At 62.3% G+C, this 16,504-nt stretch carries 17 protein-coding genes; 5 read left to right on the top strand and 12 right to left on the bottom strand.

What is annotated here, in order from left to right; all coding sequences use genetic code 11:
* The first annotated feature begins 13 nt into the window (after nt 1-13).
* The 3 genes from SJY36_RS18165 (at nt 14) to SJY36_RS18155 (ending at nt 2,158) form a co-directional block, all read left to right on the top strand.
* Complete coding sequence (locus SJY36_RS18165) at nt 14-1,639, top strand: FAD-dependent oxidoreductase (RefSeq protein WP_386176785.1); 1,626 nt, start codon at nt 14-16, stop codon at nt 1,637-1,639.
* A 2-nt stretch (nt 1,640-1,641) separates the two neighbouring features.
* Entirely contained in the window at nt 1,642-1,824 is a 183-nt protein-coding gene (locus SJY36_RS18160; RefSeq protein WP_074636951.1) for a DUF2783 domain-containing protein, read from the top strand.
* Nucleotides 1,825-2,026: 202 nt separating this feature from the next.
* Entirely contained in the window at nt 2,027-2,158 is a 132-nt protein-coding gene (locus SJY36_RS18155; RefSeq protein ID WP_386176876.1) for a hypothetical protein, read from the top strand.
* Between the two features lie 116 nt (nt 2,159-2,274).
* Here SJY36_RS18155 and SJY36_RS18150 read toward each other — a convergent pair whose 3' ends face one another.
* Both SJY36_RS18150 and SJY36_RS18145 read right to left on the bottom strand, forming a co-directional pair.
* Nucleotides 2,275-2,673, bottom strand: coding sequence for a hypothetical protein (locus SJY36_RS18150; RefSeq protein ID WP_386176784.1), 399 nt, complete (start codon nt 2,671-2,673; stop codon nt 2,275-2,277).
* The gene (locus SJY36_RS18145; protein ID WP_386176783.1) at nt 2,654-3,493 is read right to left on the bottom strand and encodes a Bcr/CflA family efflux MFS transporter; all 840 of its coding nucleotides are present in this window, start codon (nt 3,491-3,493) and stop codon (nt 2,654-2,656) included. Before SJY36_RS18145 ends, SJY36_RS18150 begins: the two co-directional genes overlap by 20 nt.
* A gap of 103 nt (nt 3,494-3,596) precedes the next feature.
* Here SJY36_RS18145 and SJY36_RS18140 point away from each other — a divergent pair, with 103 nt between their 5' ends.
* Nucleotides 3,597-4,169 carry a TetR/AcrR family transcriptional regulator gene (locus SJY36_RS18140; protein WP_386176782.1) on the top strand — a complete coding sequence of 191 codons (573 nt, stop codon included), beginning with the start codon at nt 3,597-3,599 and terminating at the stop codon, nt 4,167-4,169.
* A 28-nt stretch (nt 4,170-4,197) separates the two neighbouring features.
* Here the strand turns inward: SJY36_RS18140 and SJY36_RS18135 are convergent, their stop codons facing one another.
* The 5 genes from SJY36_RS18135 to SJY36_RS18115 all read right to left on the bottom strand — a co-directional run bounded on the left by SJY36_RS18135 (nt 4,198) and on the right by SJY36_RS18115 (nt 9,940).
* Nucleotides 4,198-4,899 (bottom strand): ABC transporter ATP-binding protein, encoded by a 702-nt coding sequence (locus SJY36_RS18135; RefSeq protein WP_386176781.1) that lies wholly within the window; start codon nt 4,897-4,899, stop codon nt 4,198-4,200.
* Complete coding sequence (locus SJY36_RS18130) at nt 4,892-5,668, bottom strand: ABC transporter ATP-binding protein (protein WP_074636781.1); 777 nt, start codon at nt 5,666-5,668, stop codon at nt 4,892-4,894. The genes SJY36_RS18135 and SJY36_RS18130 overlap by 8 nt, the downstream gene beginning before the upstream one ends.
* Nucleotides 5,665-7,527: an ABC transporter permease gene (locus tag SJY36_RS18125; protein WP_005848902.1), complete on the bottom strand. Its 1,863-nt coding sequence runs from the start codon at nt 7,525-7,527 to the stop codon at nt 5,665-5,667. Before SJY36_RS18125 ends, SJY36_RS18130 begins: the two co-directional genes overlap by 4 nt.
* 71 nt (nt 7,528-7,598) lie before the next feature.
* Nucleotides 7,599-8,816 carry an ABC transporter substrate-binding protein gene (locus SJY36_RS18120; protein WP_386176780.1) on the bottom strand — a complete coding sequence of 406 codons (1,218 nt, stop codon included), beginning with the start codon at nt 8,814-8,816 and terminating at the stop codon, nt 7,599-7,601.
* A 56-nt stretch (nt 8,817-8,872) separates the two neighbouring features.
* Nucleotides 8,873-9,940 (bottom strand): aromatic ring-hydroxylating dioxygenase subunit alpha, encoded by a 1,068-nt coding sequence (locus SJY36_RS18115; RefSeq protein WP_132997984.1) that lies wholly within the window; start codon nt 9,938-9,940, stop codon nt 8,873-8,875.
* Nucleotides 9,941-10,098: 158 nt separating this feature from the next.
* Here SJY36_RS18115 and SJY36_RS18110 point away from each other — a divergent pair, with 158 nt between their 5' ends.
* Nucleotides 10,099-10,536 (top strand): MarR family winged helix-turn-helix transcriptional regulator, encoded by a 438-nt coding sequence (locus SJY36_RS18110; RefSeq protein WP_005848896.1) that lies wholly within the window; start codon nt 10,099-10,101, stop codon nt 10,534-10,536.
* Between the two features lie 3 nt (nt 10,537-10,539).
* On the opposite strand, the gene SJY36_RS18105 is transcribed toward SJY36_RS18110, so the two are convergent.
* The 5 genes from SJY36_RS18105 to SJY36_RS18085 form a co-directional block, all read right to left on the bottom strand.
* Nucleotides 10,540-11,124 (bottom strand): amino acid synthesis family protein, encoded by a 585-nt coding sequence (locus SJY36_RS18105; protein WP_386176779.1) that lies wholly within the window; start codon nt 11,122-11,124, stop codon nt 10,540-10,542.
* Nucleotides 11,121-11,705, bottom strand: a complete 585-nt coding sequence (locus SJY36_RS18100) for an amino acid synthesis family protein (protein WP_037941918.1) — start codon at nt 11,703-11,705, stop codon at nt 11,121-11,123. Before SJY36_RS18100 ends, SJY36_RS18105 begins: the two co-directional genes overlap by 4 nt.
* Nucleotides 11,698-12,546 (bottom strand): UPF0280 family protein, encoded by an 849-nt coding sequence (locus tag SJY36_RS18095; protein WP_386176778.1) that lies wholly within the window; start codon nt 12,544-12,546, stop codon nt 11,698-11,700. Before SJY36_RS18095 ends, SJY36_RS18100 begins: the two co-directional genes overlap by 8 nt.
* Nucleotides 12,543-14,030 carry a 6-hydroxynicotinate reductase gene (locus tag SJY36_RS18090; protein ID WP_386176777.1) on the bottom strand — a complete coding sequence of 496 codons (1,488 nt, stop codon included), beginning with the start codon at nt 14,028-14,030 and terminating at the stop codon, nt 12,543-12,545. The genes SJY36_RS18095 and SJY36_RS18090 overlap by 4 nt, the downstream gene beginning before the upstream one ends.
* Nucleotides 14,023-16,504 (bottom strand): molybdopterin-dependent oxidoreductase (locus tag SJY36_RS18085; protein ID WP_386176776.1); only part of this gene is annotated, 2,482 nt, incomplete at its 5' end. The genes SJY36_RS18085 and SJY36_RS18090, both read right to left, overlap by 8 nt.

Below are 16,504 nucleotides of genomic sequence, written 5' to 3'. Positions count from 1 at the left end.
GGGAGGGCAAACCATGGTCGACGTCCGGTATGATATCGCGTTCAAACTATACCCTTACCTAAAGGGAGCGGATCAGGATCTTGCCCCCCGGCGTCACCCTGTGGTGATCGTCGGGGGCGGGCCCATCGGTATGGCGCTGGCGCTTGATCTTGGGCGCAAGGGCACGCCAGTTGTGGTATTGGATGATCACGAAGGTGTCGGACAGGGCAGTCGCGCCATCTGTTTTGCGAAACGCACGCTCGAGATCTGCGACCGCCTTGGCGCGGGCAAAGCGATGATCGACAAGGGCGTTCAGTGGAACGTCGGCAAGGTGTTTCATGGCGATGAAAGGGTGTTCGAATTCAACCTGCAACCCGAAGACGGCCATAAGGCTCCGGCGTTTATCAACCTGCAACAGCCCTATTTCGAGAAATACCTCGTGGATGAAATCCGTGTGGCGCAATCTGACGGCGCGCCCATTGAAATCCGCGGGCGCAACGGGGTCACGGGGGTGACACCGCAGGGCGATCACGTGGTGCTGGATATCAACACACCCGACGGCCCCTACCAGCTTGAGGCCGACTGGCTGGTCGCTTGCGATGGCGCACGGTCTCCCACGCGCGAGATGCTGGGCCTGAGCTTTGAGGGCCGCGTGTTCGAGGATAATTTCCTGATCGCTGACGTAAAGATGAAAGCCGATTTCCCGACCGAACGCTGGTTCTGGTTCGAGCCGCCCTTCAAAGACAGCGGCGCGTCGGCGCTTCTCCACAAGCAGCCCGATGACATTTGGCGGATCGATTTCCAACTGGGGTGGGACATTGACCGCGCCAAGGAACTGAACCCCGAGAATATCCGCGCCCGCGTGGATGCCATGTTGGGCGAGGGGGCGGAATACGAGCTCGAATGGACCTCCATCTACACGTTCCAATGTCGGCGAATGGAAAAGTTTCGGCACGGCAGGGTGCTCTTTGCGGGCGACAGCGCGCATCAGGTCTCTCCCTTCGGGGCGCGGGGGGCCAACTCCGGCGTGCAGGACGCGGACAATCTGGCGTGGAAACTTGATCTGGTGATCAAGGGCTTGGCACCCGACCGCCTGCTCGACAGCTATTCGCAAGAGCGGGTCCACGGCGCTGACGAGAATATCCTGAATTCCACCCGCGCAACGGATTTCCTTACCCCCAAAACAGAGATGAGCAAGATTTTCCGCAATGCGGTGTTGAACCTCGCACACCGTCACCCCTTTGCGCGGCCCTTGGTGAATTCCGGTCGTTTGTCCGTGCCATGTGTCTATGACGGGCTGTCACTGAACGGCCCCGATGCGCTGAATGGACCCGCGACAAGCCGTGTTGGCGCCACCTGCAGCGACGCGCCCTTGAGGGACGGCTTCTTGCTGGATGTAGTGGGCGGCGTGTTCACCGTTCTGGCGATCAATACCGACCCGCCCGCGCTGGCCGAGGTGGGCGGGGTCACGGTAAACACCGTCACGCTGAACACGCAAACCGACGATCCCAGCGGTGCCATTGCGGCACGCTACCTCGGCGACGCGCCCTGCGGCATCTACCTGATCCGCCCGGACCAACATGTCGCCGCACGGTGGGCCCGCGCAAGCGCCGCAGACATCCGGTCAGCAGTAAGCATCGCAACAGGAAAGGGGCAGTAACGATGGGGCTCAACCTTCAACCGAACATCAAGGATCCGGACGGGTTCTATGATGAATTGCTTTGCGCACATGAAGGGCGAAGCAAGGACGAAAGCGACGCATTCAACGCCCGCCTGATCCTCATCCTCGCGAACCATATCGGTGACAGAGAAACCCTGCGCGCAGCATTGGCCGCCGCCAGATAGGGGCGTCCGGCGTCTGAAGCCGCATCGAGACGTGGGATGCTATCGCTGATGTTCGTTGTCGCCGGCGAAAGAGGAAACAGTTCTCGTCTAATGAGGCGCGTTCCCTGTCGCGCCTTTGTGCGGAATCTGTAACTGATAATTAGGATTATGTAAAATCGTGCTCAGCCAAGCGGCCAGCCCGCACACATATCCCAGCTCATATATGCGGTGCAGTAACGCTTGGATGTCGCTGTCGGGTGGCGCGTTTGAGCTGTTTCGGATTGGCGATGCCGTGTCGGCCCGCGGCACCCACGCCGCGATTTATGACGCGCTGCGCTTGGTGAAAGGCGTGTAGGCCGCCTTGATCAAGAAGAGCCATCTCTAGCCCCCGCGCAGGCAGTCCGCTTTACCGCAGATCGCCTGCGCGGGTGTCGGGGCGGCTGCGGCTGCCCACCTCAACACGCATCGGGCTTAGGAGGTCAGTCGCGATGACGAGAGCACGGTGAAGCGCCCTGCCGCGAAGAACAATACCGTTGCCAGTCCCGCGGGGACCACAAGCCCAAGGGACATGGGGAGCGCCGTACCCGCCCCGCCAATCGCGACAGAGGTAGAGACGGCAAAGGCAAGGGCGAACTGGATCGCCCCCAGCAACGCCGATCCCATGCCGGCACCTTTCTCTGTCAGCGACATCGCGATAGACATCGCGTTCGCCGACAGCAGCCCGACGCAGCCAATCGATATCCACAGCGGGATGGCGAATACCAGAAGCGAGCTTGTCTGCGACAGCAGCGCCAGCACCAAAGTAGCGGCGAAGAACAGCGGCAAGACGGCGGTGAGGATCTGTTCGGGGCTATAGTGGTTCAACAGCATGCCATTGATGCGGCCAAAGATGATAAGTGCGGTCGCAATAGCCGCGAACATGAGGCCAAAGCCGACTGAACTCAGCCCGAAGATCCCTTGGAAGACCCCAGAAGGATCCCGTGATAAACGCGAACATGCCGCTTTGAATAAGCCCCGCAACCAGCGCCATGATGAGGAATCCGCGCTCGGACAGGAGCCGCTTGGCGGTTTTTGCACCCGTGCGGAAGGGCCGAGGCTGGCGGCCTTCGGCGGGCAATGTCTCGGGCAAGGTAATCACGGACAAGACCAGCGCGACAAGGCTGATAAGGGCCATCGTCGCAAAGATGGAGCGCCAGCCAAACGCTTCAAGCAACAGGCTGCCCAACGTCGGCGAGGCGATGGGGCCAAGCGTCAGCAACATGACAAGAACCGTCATGACTTTCGCCGCCTTCCGCCCTTCGTACAGGTCTTTGACCATGGCGCGCCCCACGACCATGCCCGCGCTCGCCCCGATGGCCTGAATGAAACGAAGTGCGTTGAACCACGCGATGTCGCTGAGCAACGGCAGAACAAGAGAGGTCACGGTGAAAAGGACGGTGCCGATCAAAAGCGGCCCCTTGCGCCCGTAGGTATCGGTCAACGGGCCGATCAGGATTTGCCCGAAACAGAGCCCCAGAAAAAAGAGAGAGAGCGACAGCTCGGCCGCCGTATGGGTGGCGTCCATCGACGTCGCAAGATCGCCGAGGGCGGCCAGATACATGTCGGTTGCCAAGGGCGGAAAAAGGGAGAGCAGGCCGAGGGTCGCGGTCACAGCGAACGCGCGGCTTGGGGATAGGGAAATTTGAGACATCTTCGCTCCAACGAGATAATAGACTGCGGTCTACTTGCATTTAGTAGATCGCAGTCTAACAATCAACGTCATACCACGCTGCATCGATGAACAGGAGCTGTGCATGTCGGTAAAGAAGTCGGGCGGACGCCCCGCGAATGAGGAAGCCAGCGCCGCTTTGAAGGCCGCCGCGCTGCGGCTTGTGCGGGAAACGGGGTACGAAAAAGTCTCTATCGCGGCGATTATTGCCGAGGCGGGCGTCGCGCGCCAAACGCTATACAATCGCTGGGACACAAAGGCGGACCTCATCCTCGACGCGATTTTCGAGGCGACGAATTCTTATGCCGCTGAACCGCCTTTGGATAGCGCGCAAGACTATAGGGCGCAGCTTGAAGACTTCCTGATCAAGGTTTTCGAACACCTGAAGCTGGACGGCGCAACGATCCGGTCGCTGATTGCATCGTCACAGCAAGACGCGAAGTTTCACGCGTCGTTCCATGCCAAATTCGTTCTGCCGCGCGAGCAGATGATGACGCTGATGCTGCGTCGGGCGCAGGACGACGGGGCGCTTTCACCCGCGCGCAACGTCGAGGTATTGTCGACCATGATCCACGGTGCATTCTGGTATCGCCTGCTGAACCGCGGCGTCTTGGATCCGACTTTCGCGAAAGAGCTCGTGGCAGAGACCTTTGCCTGAACCAGCCTTGTGATCGCGGGCACCACCCCTAAACCGACAGATACTGATCCCGGATTTCCGGCTGCGATTGCAGCGCGGCGAGCGTGCCGACGAATTTCTGTGTGCCGTGTTCGATGATCACCACGCCATCGGCGACCGCTTGCGCGAAATGCAGGTTCTGTTCGGACAGCAGCACCGTCAGCCCCTCTGCCTTGAGTTGTAGGATCACGCGGGCCATCTGTTCGACGATCACCGGCGCGATGCCTTCGGAGGGTTCGTCCAGCAGGATGAACGCGGGGTTGCCCATCAGGGTGCGGGCGATGGTCAGCATCTGCTGCTCGCCCCCCGATAGCGCCTTGCCGCGGTTGTGACGGCGTTCGGCGAGGTTGGGGAACAGATCGAACACCATATCCTCGGTCCAGATGGTGCAGCCGTCGCGGGGGGGCTGGCGGCCGACCTCCAGGTTTTCCAGCACGGTAAGCTGGGTGAAAATCCGGCGTTCCTCGGGGACATAGCCCAGACCGTTGCGCGCGACCTTGTGGCTGGGCCAGCCGGTGATGTCCTGGCCCTGATAGATGATCTTGCCCTGCCGTGGCCGCACCAGCTGCATGATGGATTTCATCGTCGTGGTCTTGCCCGCACCATTGCGCCCCAGCAGGGCGACGACAGTGCCGCGATCCACGGTAAAGTTCAGGTCATTCAGCACCTGCGCCTTGCCGTAGAATGAATTGACGCCGTTCACCTCAAGCATGGGCATCCTCCTGCGCTTTGAACAGGGTGCCGCCGCCCAGATAGACCTCTTGCACCTGCGGGTTGTTGCGGATCTCGTCAACGGTGCCGTCGGCGATCAGCTGGCCACGGTTCAGCACCATGATGCGGTGCGAATGGGCAAAGACCACGTCCATGTCATGTTCGGTAAACAACACGCTGATGCCCCGTTGCTCTAGTATATCGGCGGTCAGCTGCATCAGCGCGATCCGTTCGCGCGGTGCCATGCCAGCGGTGGGTTCATCCATCAGCAGCAGGATCGGGTCATTGGCGAGGGCAACCGCCAGTTCGAGCCGTTTGAGGTCGCCATAGGCCAGCACCGCGCAGTGGCGTTCGGACTGGTCGGCCATGCCCACGGTATCAAGCAGCGCCAGCGCCTCTTCGCGGTAGAGTTTATGGGCGAAAGTGGTCAGGGAATAGAGCCGCTTGTGATGCGACATCAGCGCCATCTGCACGTTCTCGACCACGGTCATCGAGGCATAGGTCGCGGTGATCTGGAACGTCCGCCCCACCCCCATGCGCCAGATCTTGCGCGGTTGCATGCCGGCGATGTTCTTGCCCATCAGCTGCACGGTGCCCGACGACGGCTTGAGCTGCCCCATCAGCATATTGAAACAGGTGCTTTTGCCCGCGCCATTGGGGCCGATCAGCGCCAGCAGCTCGCCCTTGGCAAGATCAAAGCTCACGTCATCCACCGCCTTGATGGCGCCGAAATTGCGGGACAGGTTGCGCACAGACAGGATCGGGCTCATTTCGCGTCCTCCGGTGTTTTCAGCAGGCCAATGCGTTCGCCCGCTTTGCGCAGCGATCCGACGATGCCTTCGGGGCCAAGGATCACGACAAAGATGATCAGCAGGCCCAAGGCGAGGCGCCAGTATTCGAAACGGGTCAGATAGTCTTTGACGCCCTCAAAGAAGGCTCCGCCGACCCAGCCGCCCGACAGGGTCTTCACCCCGCCCAGAAACACCACGATCAGCGCGTCGAAACTGCGGGCGGTTTCAAGCTCGTTCGGGAAGATGCTGCCCTTGGAGAAGACGAACAGCCCGCCCGCGAGCCCCGCCATGATGCCCGCAAAGGTAAAGGCGACCCATTGAATGCGTTTGGTGTTGATCCCCATCGCCTCGGCTTGGCGCGCACTGTCGCGGGCCGCGCGCATGGCATAGCCAAAGGGCGCATGCGCAGCTTGGCGCAGCAGCAGGATGCCCCCGATGCAGAAGACAAAAGCGAGGTAGTAATAGACATCATTGTCCGACGCCCAATCGGACGGCCAGATGTTGACCAGCCCGTCATCGCCCCCCGTCACATCGCCCCACTGGAACGCAAGGCTCCAGAGTAGTTGCCCGAAGGCAAGCGTGAGCATGGCGAAGTAGACACCGGTGGACCGCAGGCAGACCCAGCCGATCACCACGGCGGCCAGCCCCGCGCAGATCGGGGCCAGCACCAGCGCCAGCTCCATCGGGGTGTCGGCATAGGTCACAAACAGCGCCGCGGCATAGGCCCCCCCGCCAAAGAAGGCCGCATGGCCAAAGCTGACCAGCCCGCCCTGCCCCAGCATGAAATGCAGCGAGGCGGCGAAGAGGCAGAAGATCATGATGTCGGTCACCAGCACCACGGCGAAATTCCCGCCGTAGAACGGCAGCAGCGCAAGGATGAACAGCCCCGCCATCACCAGCAAGCGCATCCGATTGCCCGCGGGCTTGATCGGGCGCTCCGGCTCTCCGGTCTGGCCATGCTCGCCCGCGATCTCCTCTTTCCCGAGCAGGCCGAAGGGGCGGAACATCAGGACGATCACCATGACGACAAACATCAGCACAAGCGTCGATTGCGGCGCATAGGTCACGCCAAACACATTCAGGACCGAGATGATCACCGCCGCCAGATAGGCCCCCGGCAGCGACCCCATGCCGCCGATGACCACGACCACAAAGACCGCACCGATAATGCTGAAATCCATCAACAGATCGGCACCACCCTTGGGCAGTTGCAACGCGCCGCCAAGCCCTGCAAGCGCACAGCCCAGAAAGAAGACGCCCGTGAACAGCCACGCCTGATTGACCCCAAGGGCACCGACCATCTCGCGGTCCTGGGTGGCGGCGCGCACCAAGGTGCCGACACGGGTTTTTGTGATCAGATACCACAGGGCGATGGCGACGAAGGGCGTGATGATGATCAGCGCGATGTCATATTGCGGCACGGGTTCCCCCATGATGCGGATCACCCCTTTCAGCCCCGGCGCGCGCGGGCCCAGCAGATCTTGCGGGCCCCAGATCATCAGCGCCAGATCCTGAATGACAAGGATCACGCCAAAGGTCGCGACCAGTTGGAACAGTTCAGGCGCGCTATAGACAGGGCGCAGCACGCAGATCTCGACGATCACCCCGATCAGCCCGACGATCAGCCCCGCCAGCAGGATCGCACCCCAGAAGCCGACCATGCCCGGCAGCACCTGCATCAGCGAATAGCCGACATAAGCCCCCAGCATATAAAACGACCCATGGGCAAAATTCACCACCCGCGTGACGCCAAAGATCAGCGACAGCCCAGAGGCAACCATGAAGAGCGCACCCGCATTGGCAAGCCCAGTCAGAATCTGTGCGATGAAAAGGCCCATGGGCACCTCTTGATGTTGGGGAGGGGGTCAGTGCTGCCAAGGGAGCCTCCCCCCTTGGCAGCGGGTCCGGATTATTCTGCCGGACGCAGTTTCGACACCTCTTCGTCAGACGGCAGGTAGTCTGCGCCGTCCAGATAGGTCCAGTCGGTCATGACGCCCGCACCGTCCTTGAGCATGGTCTTCCCGACAAAGGCGCCCATGGTGGCCTGATTGTCGATCTCGCGGAAAGTGATGTCGCCCACGGGCGTCGCTACATCCAGCCCTTCGAAAGCCATACGGATCGCGTCGCCTTCGGTCGATCCCGCCTTGCTGATCGCGGCGGCGATGCTTTGCGCGGTCATATAGCCGACGAGAGAGCCGAGCTTTGGCGTTTCGTCGAATTTCGCCTGATAGGCATCAACGAAAGGCTTGTTCGCGCCGTCCTCGTCCGAGAAGTCATACCAGGGATAACCGGTCACCACCCAGCCTTCGGGGGCTTCGTCGGCCAGTGGTTCAAGGTATTCCGGCTCGCCCGAAAGCAGGCCATAGATCGTGCGCCCGTCGAACAGACCACGGGTGGTGCCTTCGCGGACGAATTTGGCAAGGTCGGGGCCGAAGGTCACGTTATAGATCGCGTCCGGCTTGGACCGCTCCAGCGCCTGAACCTCGGCACCGGCGTCGATCTTGAACAGGGCGGGCCATTGCTCTCCGACGAATTCGACCTCGGGCTTCAGTTCGGTCAGCACTTCCTTAAAGGCGGCCACCGCGTCTTTGCCGTAGGCGTAGTTGGGTGCGATGGTCGCGTATTTCACGGCATCGGTCTTGGCGGCCTGTTCCGCCAGCATCGCGGCTTGCATATAGGTCGAGGTCCGCAGGCGGAAGGTCCAGGGGTTGCCTTGGCTCCAGGTCAGGGCATCGGCCAGCGGTTCGGCGGCGAGGTACACCCAGCCCTTTTCCGCCGCGACCGAGGAGATCGCCAGACCGACGTTCGATAGGATCGAACCGGTGATCATCACGGTGCCTTCGCTGGTCATCAGCTCTTCGGCGATTTTGATCGCTTCACCGGGGTCGCCCTGATCGTCGCGGAAGATGAATTCGAGCGGGCGATCCAGCACACCGCCATCGGCGTTGATTTCCTCAAGCGCTAGTTCGATGCCCTGTTTATACGGCTCGGCAAAGGCGGCGAGACGTTTGTAGTGGTTGATCTCTCCGACTTTGATCGGGTCGCCCGACTGCGCCGCTGCGGCAAAGCCGGTGACGCCAAGGGCAAAGGCCCCTATGACGCTGTTCAGGAATGTCTTTCTGTTCATGTGATGGTCCTCTCGTGTTGGGGTGTGCCGTCTGCTGCGGCTTTGCTTTTTATGGATCAGTCATGCTGGACAAAGACCGGTGCGACGGGGTCGCCCAGATCGTCCGTCGCCTCTGCCTCGATCCGGTCGCGGATGCGTTTGCGGTAGACGTTGGGCGCTTTGTCGATAGCGATGCGGATGGGTTTGCGTTTTTGGGGGCGCTGTTCTTCTTGGTGGACGGCTTCCAAAATCGCCTTGTCCTCGGCAAATGCAACGCGGAACATCGCGTCCATTTGGTCCGACGCGGCGTCATCGCCAAGGGCGGTGTTGCGCAGGTGCATCCAGTGGTCGATCGTATAGTCCTCTGTCACGGGTGTGACGAAATGGAGCGCAAAGATACGCACGCCTTTGTTGCGCTGATCTTCGGGAAGTTCAAGCTTTGCATCAGACGACCCAAAGTCAATCACGGCGGTCGAGGGCATGTGCAGATAGTAATAATGCCAGCGGTCCACATTGCCGCTAAAGCCGCCGAATGCCTTGAAAAAGCCGATGGGTTCCGCGTCTCTGATCCAGCGCCATGCCACGATCACCTCATCTGCGGTTTTGACGTGCACGGGTACGTTTTCGGAGGCCGCATTTCCCAATGTCGTCGGATGGACAAAGCTGACATGCGCCGGATCCACAAGGTTTTCGGCAACGTTGAGGTAATTTGCGCGGATATGCAGCTTGTCCCCATGGTGGACGTGCCACCCCTCTTGCCCCAATTCCGGCATATCGAAAGCAAGCGCGGGGTCAGCCTTGTCGGCGTCGCCCATCCAGATGAACACAATGCCGTAGCGTTCCAGCACCGGATAGCTGTCAACATAGGCGGATTTGGGCAGGTTCGATTGCCCCGGCACCCGCACGCAGGCCCCGTCCGCGCCAAAGGTCATACCGTGATAGCCGCATTGAATGGTGTCGCCGATACGCTTGCCCTTGGACAGCGGCAGCAGCCGGTGCGGGCAGCGATCTTCGAGCACGGCGATCTGGCCATCGCTGGTGCGGTAGGCTACTAGGTTCTGCGCAAGCAATGTCAGCGGCACCAGCTCATCGCCAAAGTCGGTAGACCAACCCGCAACGTACCAAGCGTTTCTGACAAAGGACATCGGTTCACTCCTTGCTCTGCACAGCTTCATGAAGGACCAAAAAATTGTTAGCTGTCAAACAATTTCTTACACCCCATCTGATATAGACCCCAGATGGAAACCGTGGGATGATAGTGCCTAATCTATACGCATTGACCCAAGAGCACTGGATAAGAACCTTGGTTGAAACCACACAAGACCTGACCCTGACCGCAGACTATGCGTTGGAACAACAGATCGGGTTCAAGCTGCGCCTCGCGAACCAGCGCCACCTTGAGATCTTTAACCGGCGGATGCCGGATATCACGCCGACACAATTCGCCGTGCTGGCCAAGCTGCGCGACGAGGCGCGGATCAGCCAGAACCATCTGGGGCGTCTGGTCGGGATGGACGCGGCGACCACCAAAGGCGTGATCGACCGGTTGCGCAAAAAGGGGCTGGTCCATTCCACCCCGTCAAAGACCGACATGCGGCGGCTGGAGATTTCGCTGACCGACGAAGGCATCGCGGTGACCGCCAAGGCGATTGCCACCGCGCAGGAAATCTCGGCCGAGACGGTCGGCAACCTCACCCCGCGCGAAGTGGACCGGCTGCTGGCCCTGCTCGAGAAACTATAGGCTCTAACGCAGGCCGTCTTTGCCTTCGGCCTCGGCATGGGTCAGCCCGCCGACACGGGGCAAGGGGCGCCCGGAATTTGTGACAGCCACGGCCACCAGTATCTCGCCCGCGCGCGGCGCATCGTTCAACCGCACCTCGATCCCGTCGAAATGGCTGCGCACATAGGCGGCGTCCTTGTGTCCTAAAGGCACGTCAAGTACCTGCCCCGGCCCGCCCATCTTTTTCGACGACGGCACCAGTGCGGTCCCCTTTTCAACCGCGACCCGCAGCGGTGCGCCCAGTTTCGGGTGCAGGATCGCGGCGGCGTGTTCCAACTCTCCTCCCTCGCCCACCATCGCGGCCTTGCCATAGCTTTCGGCCTGCGCGCGGGTGATCCCAAGGGCCGCAACACATTTATCGCCCAGCAATCCCCCCAGCTCTGCGCCGATGTCCATCAGCGGGGTCAGGTCCTCGGTATAAGAGCCTGCAAAGGGGTTTTTGATCACGGCCACAGCAACGGCCTTGCGCGTGGGGGGCGATATCTGCTGCCCGATCTCGCGGTGAGTTTCTTCGACCCAAGTGGCGATTTTGCGGATTTCGGCGCTCATCTCAGGCCATCCTTTCCTTCGATTTCCTTTGCATCCAAGCCGCCCGCGCGGTTGTGGATACGTGCCCCTGTGGTCATCACAAGGATCACTGCCATTTCATCGGCACGGGGGCTGTCATTCAGGCCGACCTCGATTGAATCGAAATGGCTGCGGACATAGGACGCGTCAACATGGGTCACAGGCACATCCAGCCGCACCCCCGCCGCGCCGACCTTTTTCGTCGATGGCACAATCGCCTTCGACCCCCCAAGCACGTCGCGCATGGCATAGCCGCCGGGGGCGTGCCAGAGCGCACCGTGCTCCAACTCTCCGCCCGTGCCGACGATGCTGCCTTTGCCGTAGCCTTCGATCTGTGCCGCCTCGACCCCGAGCGCCGCCAGCAGCTTTTGCGCCATCGCGACTCCCAGCGGTTTGAGGTCTTCCATAAAGGGCTGGATGTCCTCGATATAAGAGCCTGCATAGGGGTTTTGGATCACAGCCATGACCGACCCGCGTTTCAGCGGCGTATTGGCGCGGGGGCCGCCTTCGTGGAAAATCTCTTCGACGCTGGTGACGATTTTGCGGGTCATAACCTCAGGCATATTCGGGGGCTTTCACTAGGGATTTCAGGGTTTCGGGCAAGCCGATGACAGTATGTTGGTCGCGCAGAAAAAGCGCCGTGCCAGAGATGAGGCCACGGTCGCGCAGACCCTGCGCCGCTGTCGCGCCTGCATTGAGCGCTTGGTTAACATCGGCAGGGGAGAGCGGCCCGACATGGGTCACCACCAGGGCCGCCCCAAGGTCACTGTCGTCGTGCAACTGGTTGGCGGGGCTGCGCCGGATCGCAGGATGTGCGGGCAGATCAACGGCATTTCCCAACCTTGTCGCCGCGGCATCGGCCATCGCGGCGGATCGGGCCAGCACGGTGACACTGTCGGCAATGCCCAAGGACTGGCTGCGCCCGCCCTGCCCGCTGGTGGCGATGCCGCGAATGGGGTCATTGCTGCGGATCGTGACGGTGCCAAGCGACTGCCCGTCCAGCCCCGCGATGCCCACGACAAAACGCGCGCCCTCGGTCAGATGCAGCGCGATATCGCCACCGTTGTTTACATAGGCGCGGGTCAGATCGGCGGCATCCACCATGGCCGACAAGACCTCTGCCGCGACGGCACCGGCGACGCAGATCATTGGCGTGGTCAGCCCGTCGGCATGGGGCAAGGCGGCGCGGTACATGGCGCGGGCGATCTTGCCTTTCGGTTTGGTGCCCACAGGGCGGCGCAGCAGGGGCAGCTCTGCCGTCAGTTCGGACAGGATCGTGCCAAAGCGATCAAAACCCGCGCGAAACGCCAGATCACGTGCGCCATCCGCCCCGATGACCAGATCAATCGGACCGTGGGACAGGTGCAGCCTGCCACCGGGGAGAAGAGCCGCCTGTGCCGTCATGTCTCGTCCTTCGACCAGCCGTAGTTTTCCCGCGCGTTCGGGTCTGGTTGCAGCAGTTGCTGCGCCACCCGTCGCACATCATCGGTGACCACATCGCGCACGGGCTGGATATGCTCCATATGCCCGCCAAGCGTGCCGTAATCCTCGCGCCGCAGGGTGAATTCGATCGGGGCCACCAGCGCGGGTGTGGGTACATAACCGAAAGAGTTCGTGGGCATATCCATGACATCCACCATGACGGTAATCCCGCCCCCCGGCCAGACATAGGCCTCGGCCCCGCCGCAGGACACATGGGTCAGCGATTCCTTGACCGACCGCGTCAGCCGCACGGGGTTCTCTGTCACGCCAGCGCGCAGACTGCCGCCCGCGCCCCCCATGAACAGCACCGAACAAAGCGAGGGTTCGCAATTCTCGGCGATGCGGTCCGCGACGACCAGCAGCTCGGGCGTGATCTTGGCGGGTTGCGGGATCAGATCGTCATCCAGCGTGAAATAGGCCCATTGCTCTCCGGTGGTAGAGATCATCAGCAGCCGCAGCCCCGGCCAGGCACGCTTCGGGTCGGCGTCACGCAGGATGGTCAGCGGGTCTTCGACATCGGTGCCGCCCCATCCGGTGCCGGGGTCCGCCACCTGAAAATACCGTCCCGGCGTTGACCGTCGCCCGTTCACGCGGATGCCAGAGGGGGTCATATCCAGCCCCTTGCCCGCCTCGTGTTCTGTCAGCACGCCGGTGATGTGATCATCGACAACGACGACCTCGTCCACATGCCCGTGCCATTGTTTGGCGAACATCCCGATGGTCGCTGACCCACAGCCCACGCGCATCAGCTTTTCCGGAACGCCGTTGATGATCGGCGCTTTGCCCGCCTCGACCACCATGGTGACACCGCCGTCGATGGCGACCTCGACCGGTTCACGGTTACATAGGCGCAGCAGCGCGTCACAGGTCACGCGACCCTCTTTCTTGGAGCCGCCCGTCAGGTGTTCGACCCCGCCCAAAGACAGCATCTTGGACCCGTATTCAGAGGTCATCACATGGCCGATCGCCTCTCCGTCAACGCGCACCACGGCGCGCTCGTCGCCGATGTGGCGGTCGGTGTCGATCTTCACCTTGACCCCGCAATACGAAAAAATGCCCTCGGTCACGACGGTGATCATATCCACGCCCTCGACCTCTTGGCTGACGATGAAGGGCGCGGGTTTGTAGTCGGGATAGGTGGTCCCCGCCCCTACGGCGGTGACGAAATCGCGCCCGCCCTGAATGACGTCGCCGTCCCAATCTTGCGCGTTGTCGCCCTGATCCAGAAAAGCGACGGCCTTGGCCCCCGACTGGATCACGGTCAGCGGATCCAGCCGCACCAGCTCGCCCGCGTGGTTGGCATAGCGGTCGCAGGCGCCGGATTTGCCGTCGGCGATGAAACACATCACCGGGCAGGCATCGCAGCGGATTTTCACAGGCTTGGGGTCGCGCAGGTCGTCAGGCATGTCCGGCCTCCTTCAGGGCGGCGCGCAGGCGCGTCGGCGTGGCCGGTGTCTGCGTCAAGCGCGCACCGGTGGCATGGTAGATCGCGTTGAGGATCGCGGGGGCGGTGGGGATCAGCACGTGTTCGCCCAGACCTTTCGCGCCGTAGGGGCCGTGGGCGTCGGCCACCTCCAGGATCAGCGTCTCGATCGGGGGAACGTCGCCGATGGTCGGCACCAGATAGTCATGCAGGTTCTCGGTGCGCCCGGGGATATATTCCTCCATCAGCGCCATACCGAGCCCTTGGGCAATGCCGCCCTGTACCTGCCCCTCGACCAGCAACGGGTTGATCGCGCGGCCCACATCATGGGCGGCGACAAAGCGCAGCGGGCGGCACAGGCCAAGGGCGATATCCACCTCGACCACCACCAGATGCGCGGCATAGCCAAACTGCGCATAGGGCATGCCCTGCCCGTTTTCATCCAGCGGTTTGACCGGCGGATCATAGCTTTCTTGCGCCTGCAGCACATAGCCCTGCGCATCGACCGGCAGCCGCGTCAGATCAAGGCGCTGCGTGCGCCCGCCGTCGGTCACCGTGAGCTGCCCGTCTTGGCAGCCGATCTGTGCGGCGGGGCCCGCATTGACCTGCCGCAGGATCTGCGCCCGCAGCGCCTCTCCGGTCCTCACCGCGGCGTTGCCCGATACAAAGGTCTGCCGCGAGGCAGAGGTTTTGCCCGCGTCCGGCGTGATATCGGTGTCACCGCCCAGGATCTTGATCCCCTCGACAGACAGCCCAAGCGCTTGGGCAAAGATTTGCGGGATCACCGTATTGGCCCCCTGCCCGATGTCCATTGCACCTTGGTGCAGCACAACCGTGCCATCCGCCCGCACGCCCGCCAGAATGGACGACGGGTTCGGCAGCGAGGTATTGCCGCAACCGTACCACGCCCCCGCGATCCCGACACCGCGTTTCACCGTGTCATTCTTTGCATTGAACCGGGCGCATTCGGCTTTCGCCTCCTCCCACGCGGGGCGCAGCGCCTCTAGGCAGGGGGCGATGCCGACGCCCTGATCGAACACCTGCCCGCAGACCGTGGGCACCCCGTCCGCCAGCGCATTCTTCAAACGGAACTCAAGCGGATCAAGCCCCAGCTTTTCGGCCAGCAGGTCAAAGGCGGTTTCCTGTGCGATGGCCGATTGCGGCACGCCGAAGCCGCGAAAGGCGCCGGCGGGGGGGCAATGGGTATGCACGGCACGGCTGCGTGCGCGATAATCAGGGATGTGGTAGGGGCCAGAGGCATGTACCGGCACGCGATTGGCGACCGTCGGGCCCCAGCTTGCATAGGCACCGGTGTTGAAATCCCCGTCGAACCGCAGCCCCGACAGCGTCCCATCCGCCTTGGCCCCGACCTTGATCGTGATCTGCGCGGGGTGGCGTTTGGTGGTCGATTGCATCGTCTCGGCGCGCGCGTAGGTCATGCGCACGGGCCGAGCCGTCTTGAGCGCGGCAAGCGCGATGAAGGGCTGCAACGACAGGTCAATCTTTGATCCGAAACCGCCCCCGACCGCCGTCGGCACAATGCGGATGTCGGCCATGGGACGGTCAAGGATCGCGGCCAGTGCTTCGCGGTCCATACCCGGTGCCTGGGTGCAGGCATGCACATGGATGCGCCCGTCGATCACTTGGGCAAAGCCTGCCTCTGGCTCGATATAGCCATGTTCGACAAAGCTGGTGGTATATTGCGCCTCGACTGTGACGTCGGCGGCGTCGAGCGCGGCTTCCACATCGCCGCATTGCACGAAGCCGCCGCACATGATGTTCCCTTTGCGATCCTCGAACAGCTGTGGCGCGTCGGGGGCGGTCGCGGCATCGGTATCGGCAAGCGCAGTTTGTGGCGACCAACGGACAGGGAAGCTTTCCAGATCAAGGGCGATCATCGCCTCCGCCTCTCCTACAACGCAAGCCACCGCCTCCCCCCGGAACCGGATGTGGTTCACAGCGAAAACCGGCTGGTCGATGAAGCCGGGGATCACGCCAAAGGCGTTGAGGCCGGGCACGTCATCTGCGGTCAGGATGCAATGGATCCCGGGCTGCGCGCTGCGCCATGCCTCAAGATCGCCGAAGGTAAATCCGGCCGAGGCATGGGGCGAGCGGATGACCCGCGCGACCAAAGCACCGGCCGGGGCAACGTCATCGCCAAACGCCTCTGACCCGTCGACCTTGGCCTGCCCGTCCAGCCGCCGCGCAGGCTGGCCAAGCGCGGTAGAGGCGACAGGCAGCCCGTCGGCAGCATGGGCCCCGACCACCGCGTCGATGATCTTGCGATAGCCGGTACAGCGACACAGCACGCCGCCAAGGGCGTCCTGCACCTGCGCCGCGCTCGGCTGCGGCTCCTCGCGCAACAGCGCCACGGCAGAGATCATCATCCCCGGTGTGCAAATCCCGCATTGCGCGGCTTGATGGTGCTGGAAGCTTTGCATCAACGCCTGCGCGTCG

Origin of the sequence: Sulfitobacter sp. R86518 (assembly GCF_042466275.1) — a bacterium.
Classification (GTDB): Bacteria; Pseudomonadota; Alphaproteobacteria; order Rhodobacterales; family Rhodobacteraceae; genus Sulfitobacter; species Sulfitobacter pontiacus.
Note: the sequence above shows the minus strand (reverse complement) of the source record. Positions and strands in the feature narration are given on the sequence as shown.

Excerpts from the sequence above, each read along its gene's own strand:
- SJY36_RS18165 (WP_386176785.1), top strand. The coding sequence starts at position 14 with ATGGTCGACGTCCGGTATGATATCGCGTTCAAACTATACCCTTACCTA.
- SJY36_RS18160 (WP_074636951.1), top strand. The coding sequence starts at position 1,642 with ATGGGGCTCAACCTTCAACCGAACATCAAGGATCCGGACGGGTTCTAT.
- SJY36_RS18155 (WP_386176876.1), top strand. The coding sequence starts at position 2,027 with ATGCGGTGCAGTAACGCTTGGATGTCGCTGTCGGGTGGCGCGTTTGAG.
- SJY36_RS18150 (WP_386176784.1), bottom strand. The coding sequence starts at position 2,673 with ATGCTGTTGAACCACTATAGCCCCGAACAGATCCTCACCGCCGTCTTG.
- SJY36_RS18145 (WP_386176783.1), bottom strand. The coding sequence starts at position 3,493 with ATGTCTCAAATTTCCCTATCCCCAAGCCGCGCGTTCGCTGTGACCGCG.
- SJY36_RS18140 (WP_386176782.1), top strand. The coding sequence starts at position 3,597 with ATGTCGGTAAAGAAGTCGGGCGGACGCCCCGCGAATGAGGAAGCCAGC.
- SJY36_RS18135 (WP_386176781.1), bottom strand. The coding sequence starts at position 4,899 with ATGCTTGAGGTGAACGGCGTCAATTCATTCTACGGCAAGGCGCAGGTG.
- SJY36_RS18130 (WP_074636781.1), bottom strand. The coding sequence starts at position 5,668 with ATGAGCCCGATCCTGTCTGTGCGCAACCTGTCCCGCAATTTCGGCGCC.
- SJY36_RS18125 (WP_005848902.1), bottom strand. The coding sequence starts at position 7,527 with ATGGGCCTTTTCATCGCACAGATTCTGACTGGGCTTGCCAATGCGGGT.
- SJY36_RS18120 (WP_386176780.1), bottom strand. The coding sequence starts at position 8,816 with ATGAACAGAAAGACATTCCTGAACAGCGTCATAGGGGCCTTTGCCCTT.
- SJY36_RS18115 (WP_132997984.1), bottom strand. The coding sequence starts at position 9,940 with ATGTCCTTTGTCAGAAACGCTTGGTACGTTGCGGGTTGGTCTACCGAC.
- SJY36_RS18105 (WP_386176779.1), bottom strand. The coding sequence starts at position 11,124 with ATGAGCGCCGAAATCCGCAAAATCGCCACTTGGGTCGAAGAAACTCAC.
- SJY36_RS18100 (WP_037941918.1), bottom strand. The coding sequence starts at position 11,705 with ATGCCTGAGGTTATGACCCGCAAAATCGTCACCAGCGTCGAAGAGATT.
- SJY36_RS18095 (WP_386176778.1), bottom strand. The coding sequence starts at position 12,546 with ATGACGGCACAGGCGGCTCTTCTCCCCGGTGGCAGGCTGCACCTGTCC.
- SJY36_RS18090 (WP_386176777.1), bottom strand. The coding sequence starts at position 14,030 with ATGCCTGACGACCTGCGCGACCCCAAGCCTGTGAAAATCCGCTGCGAT.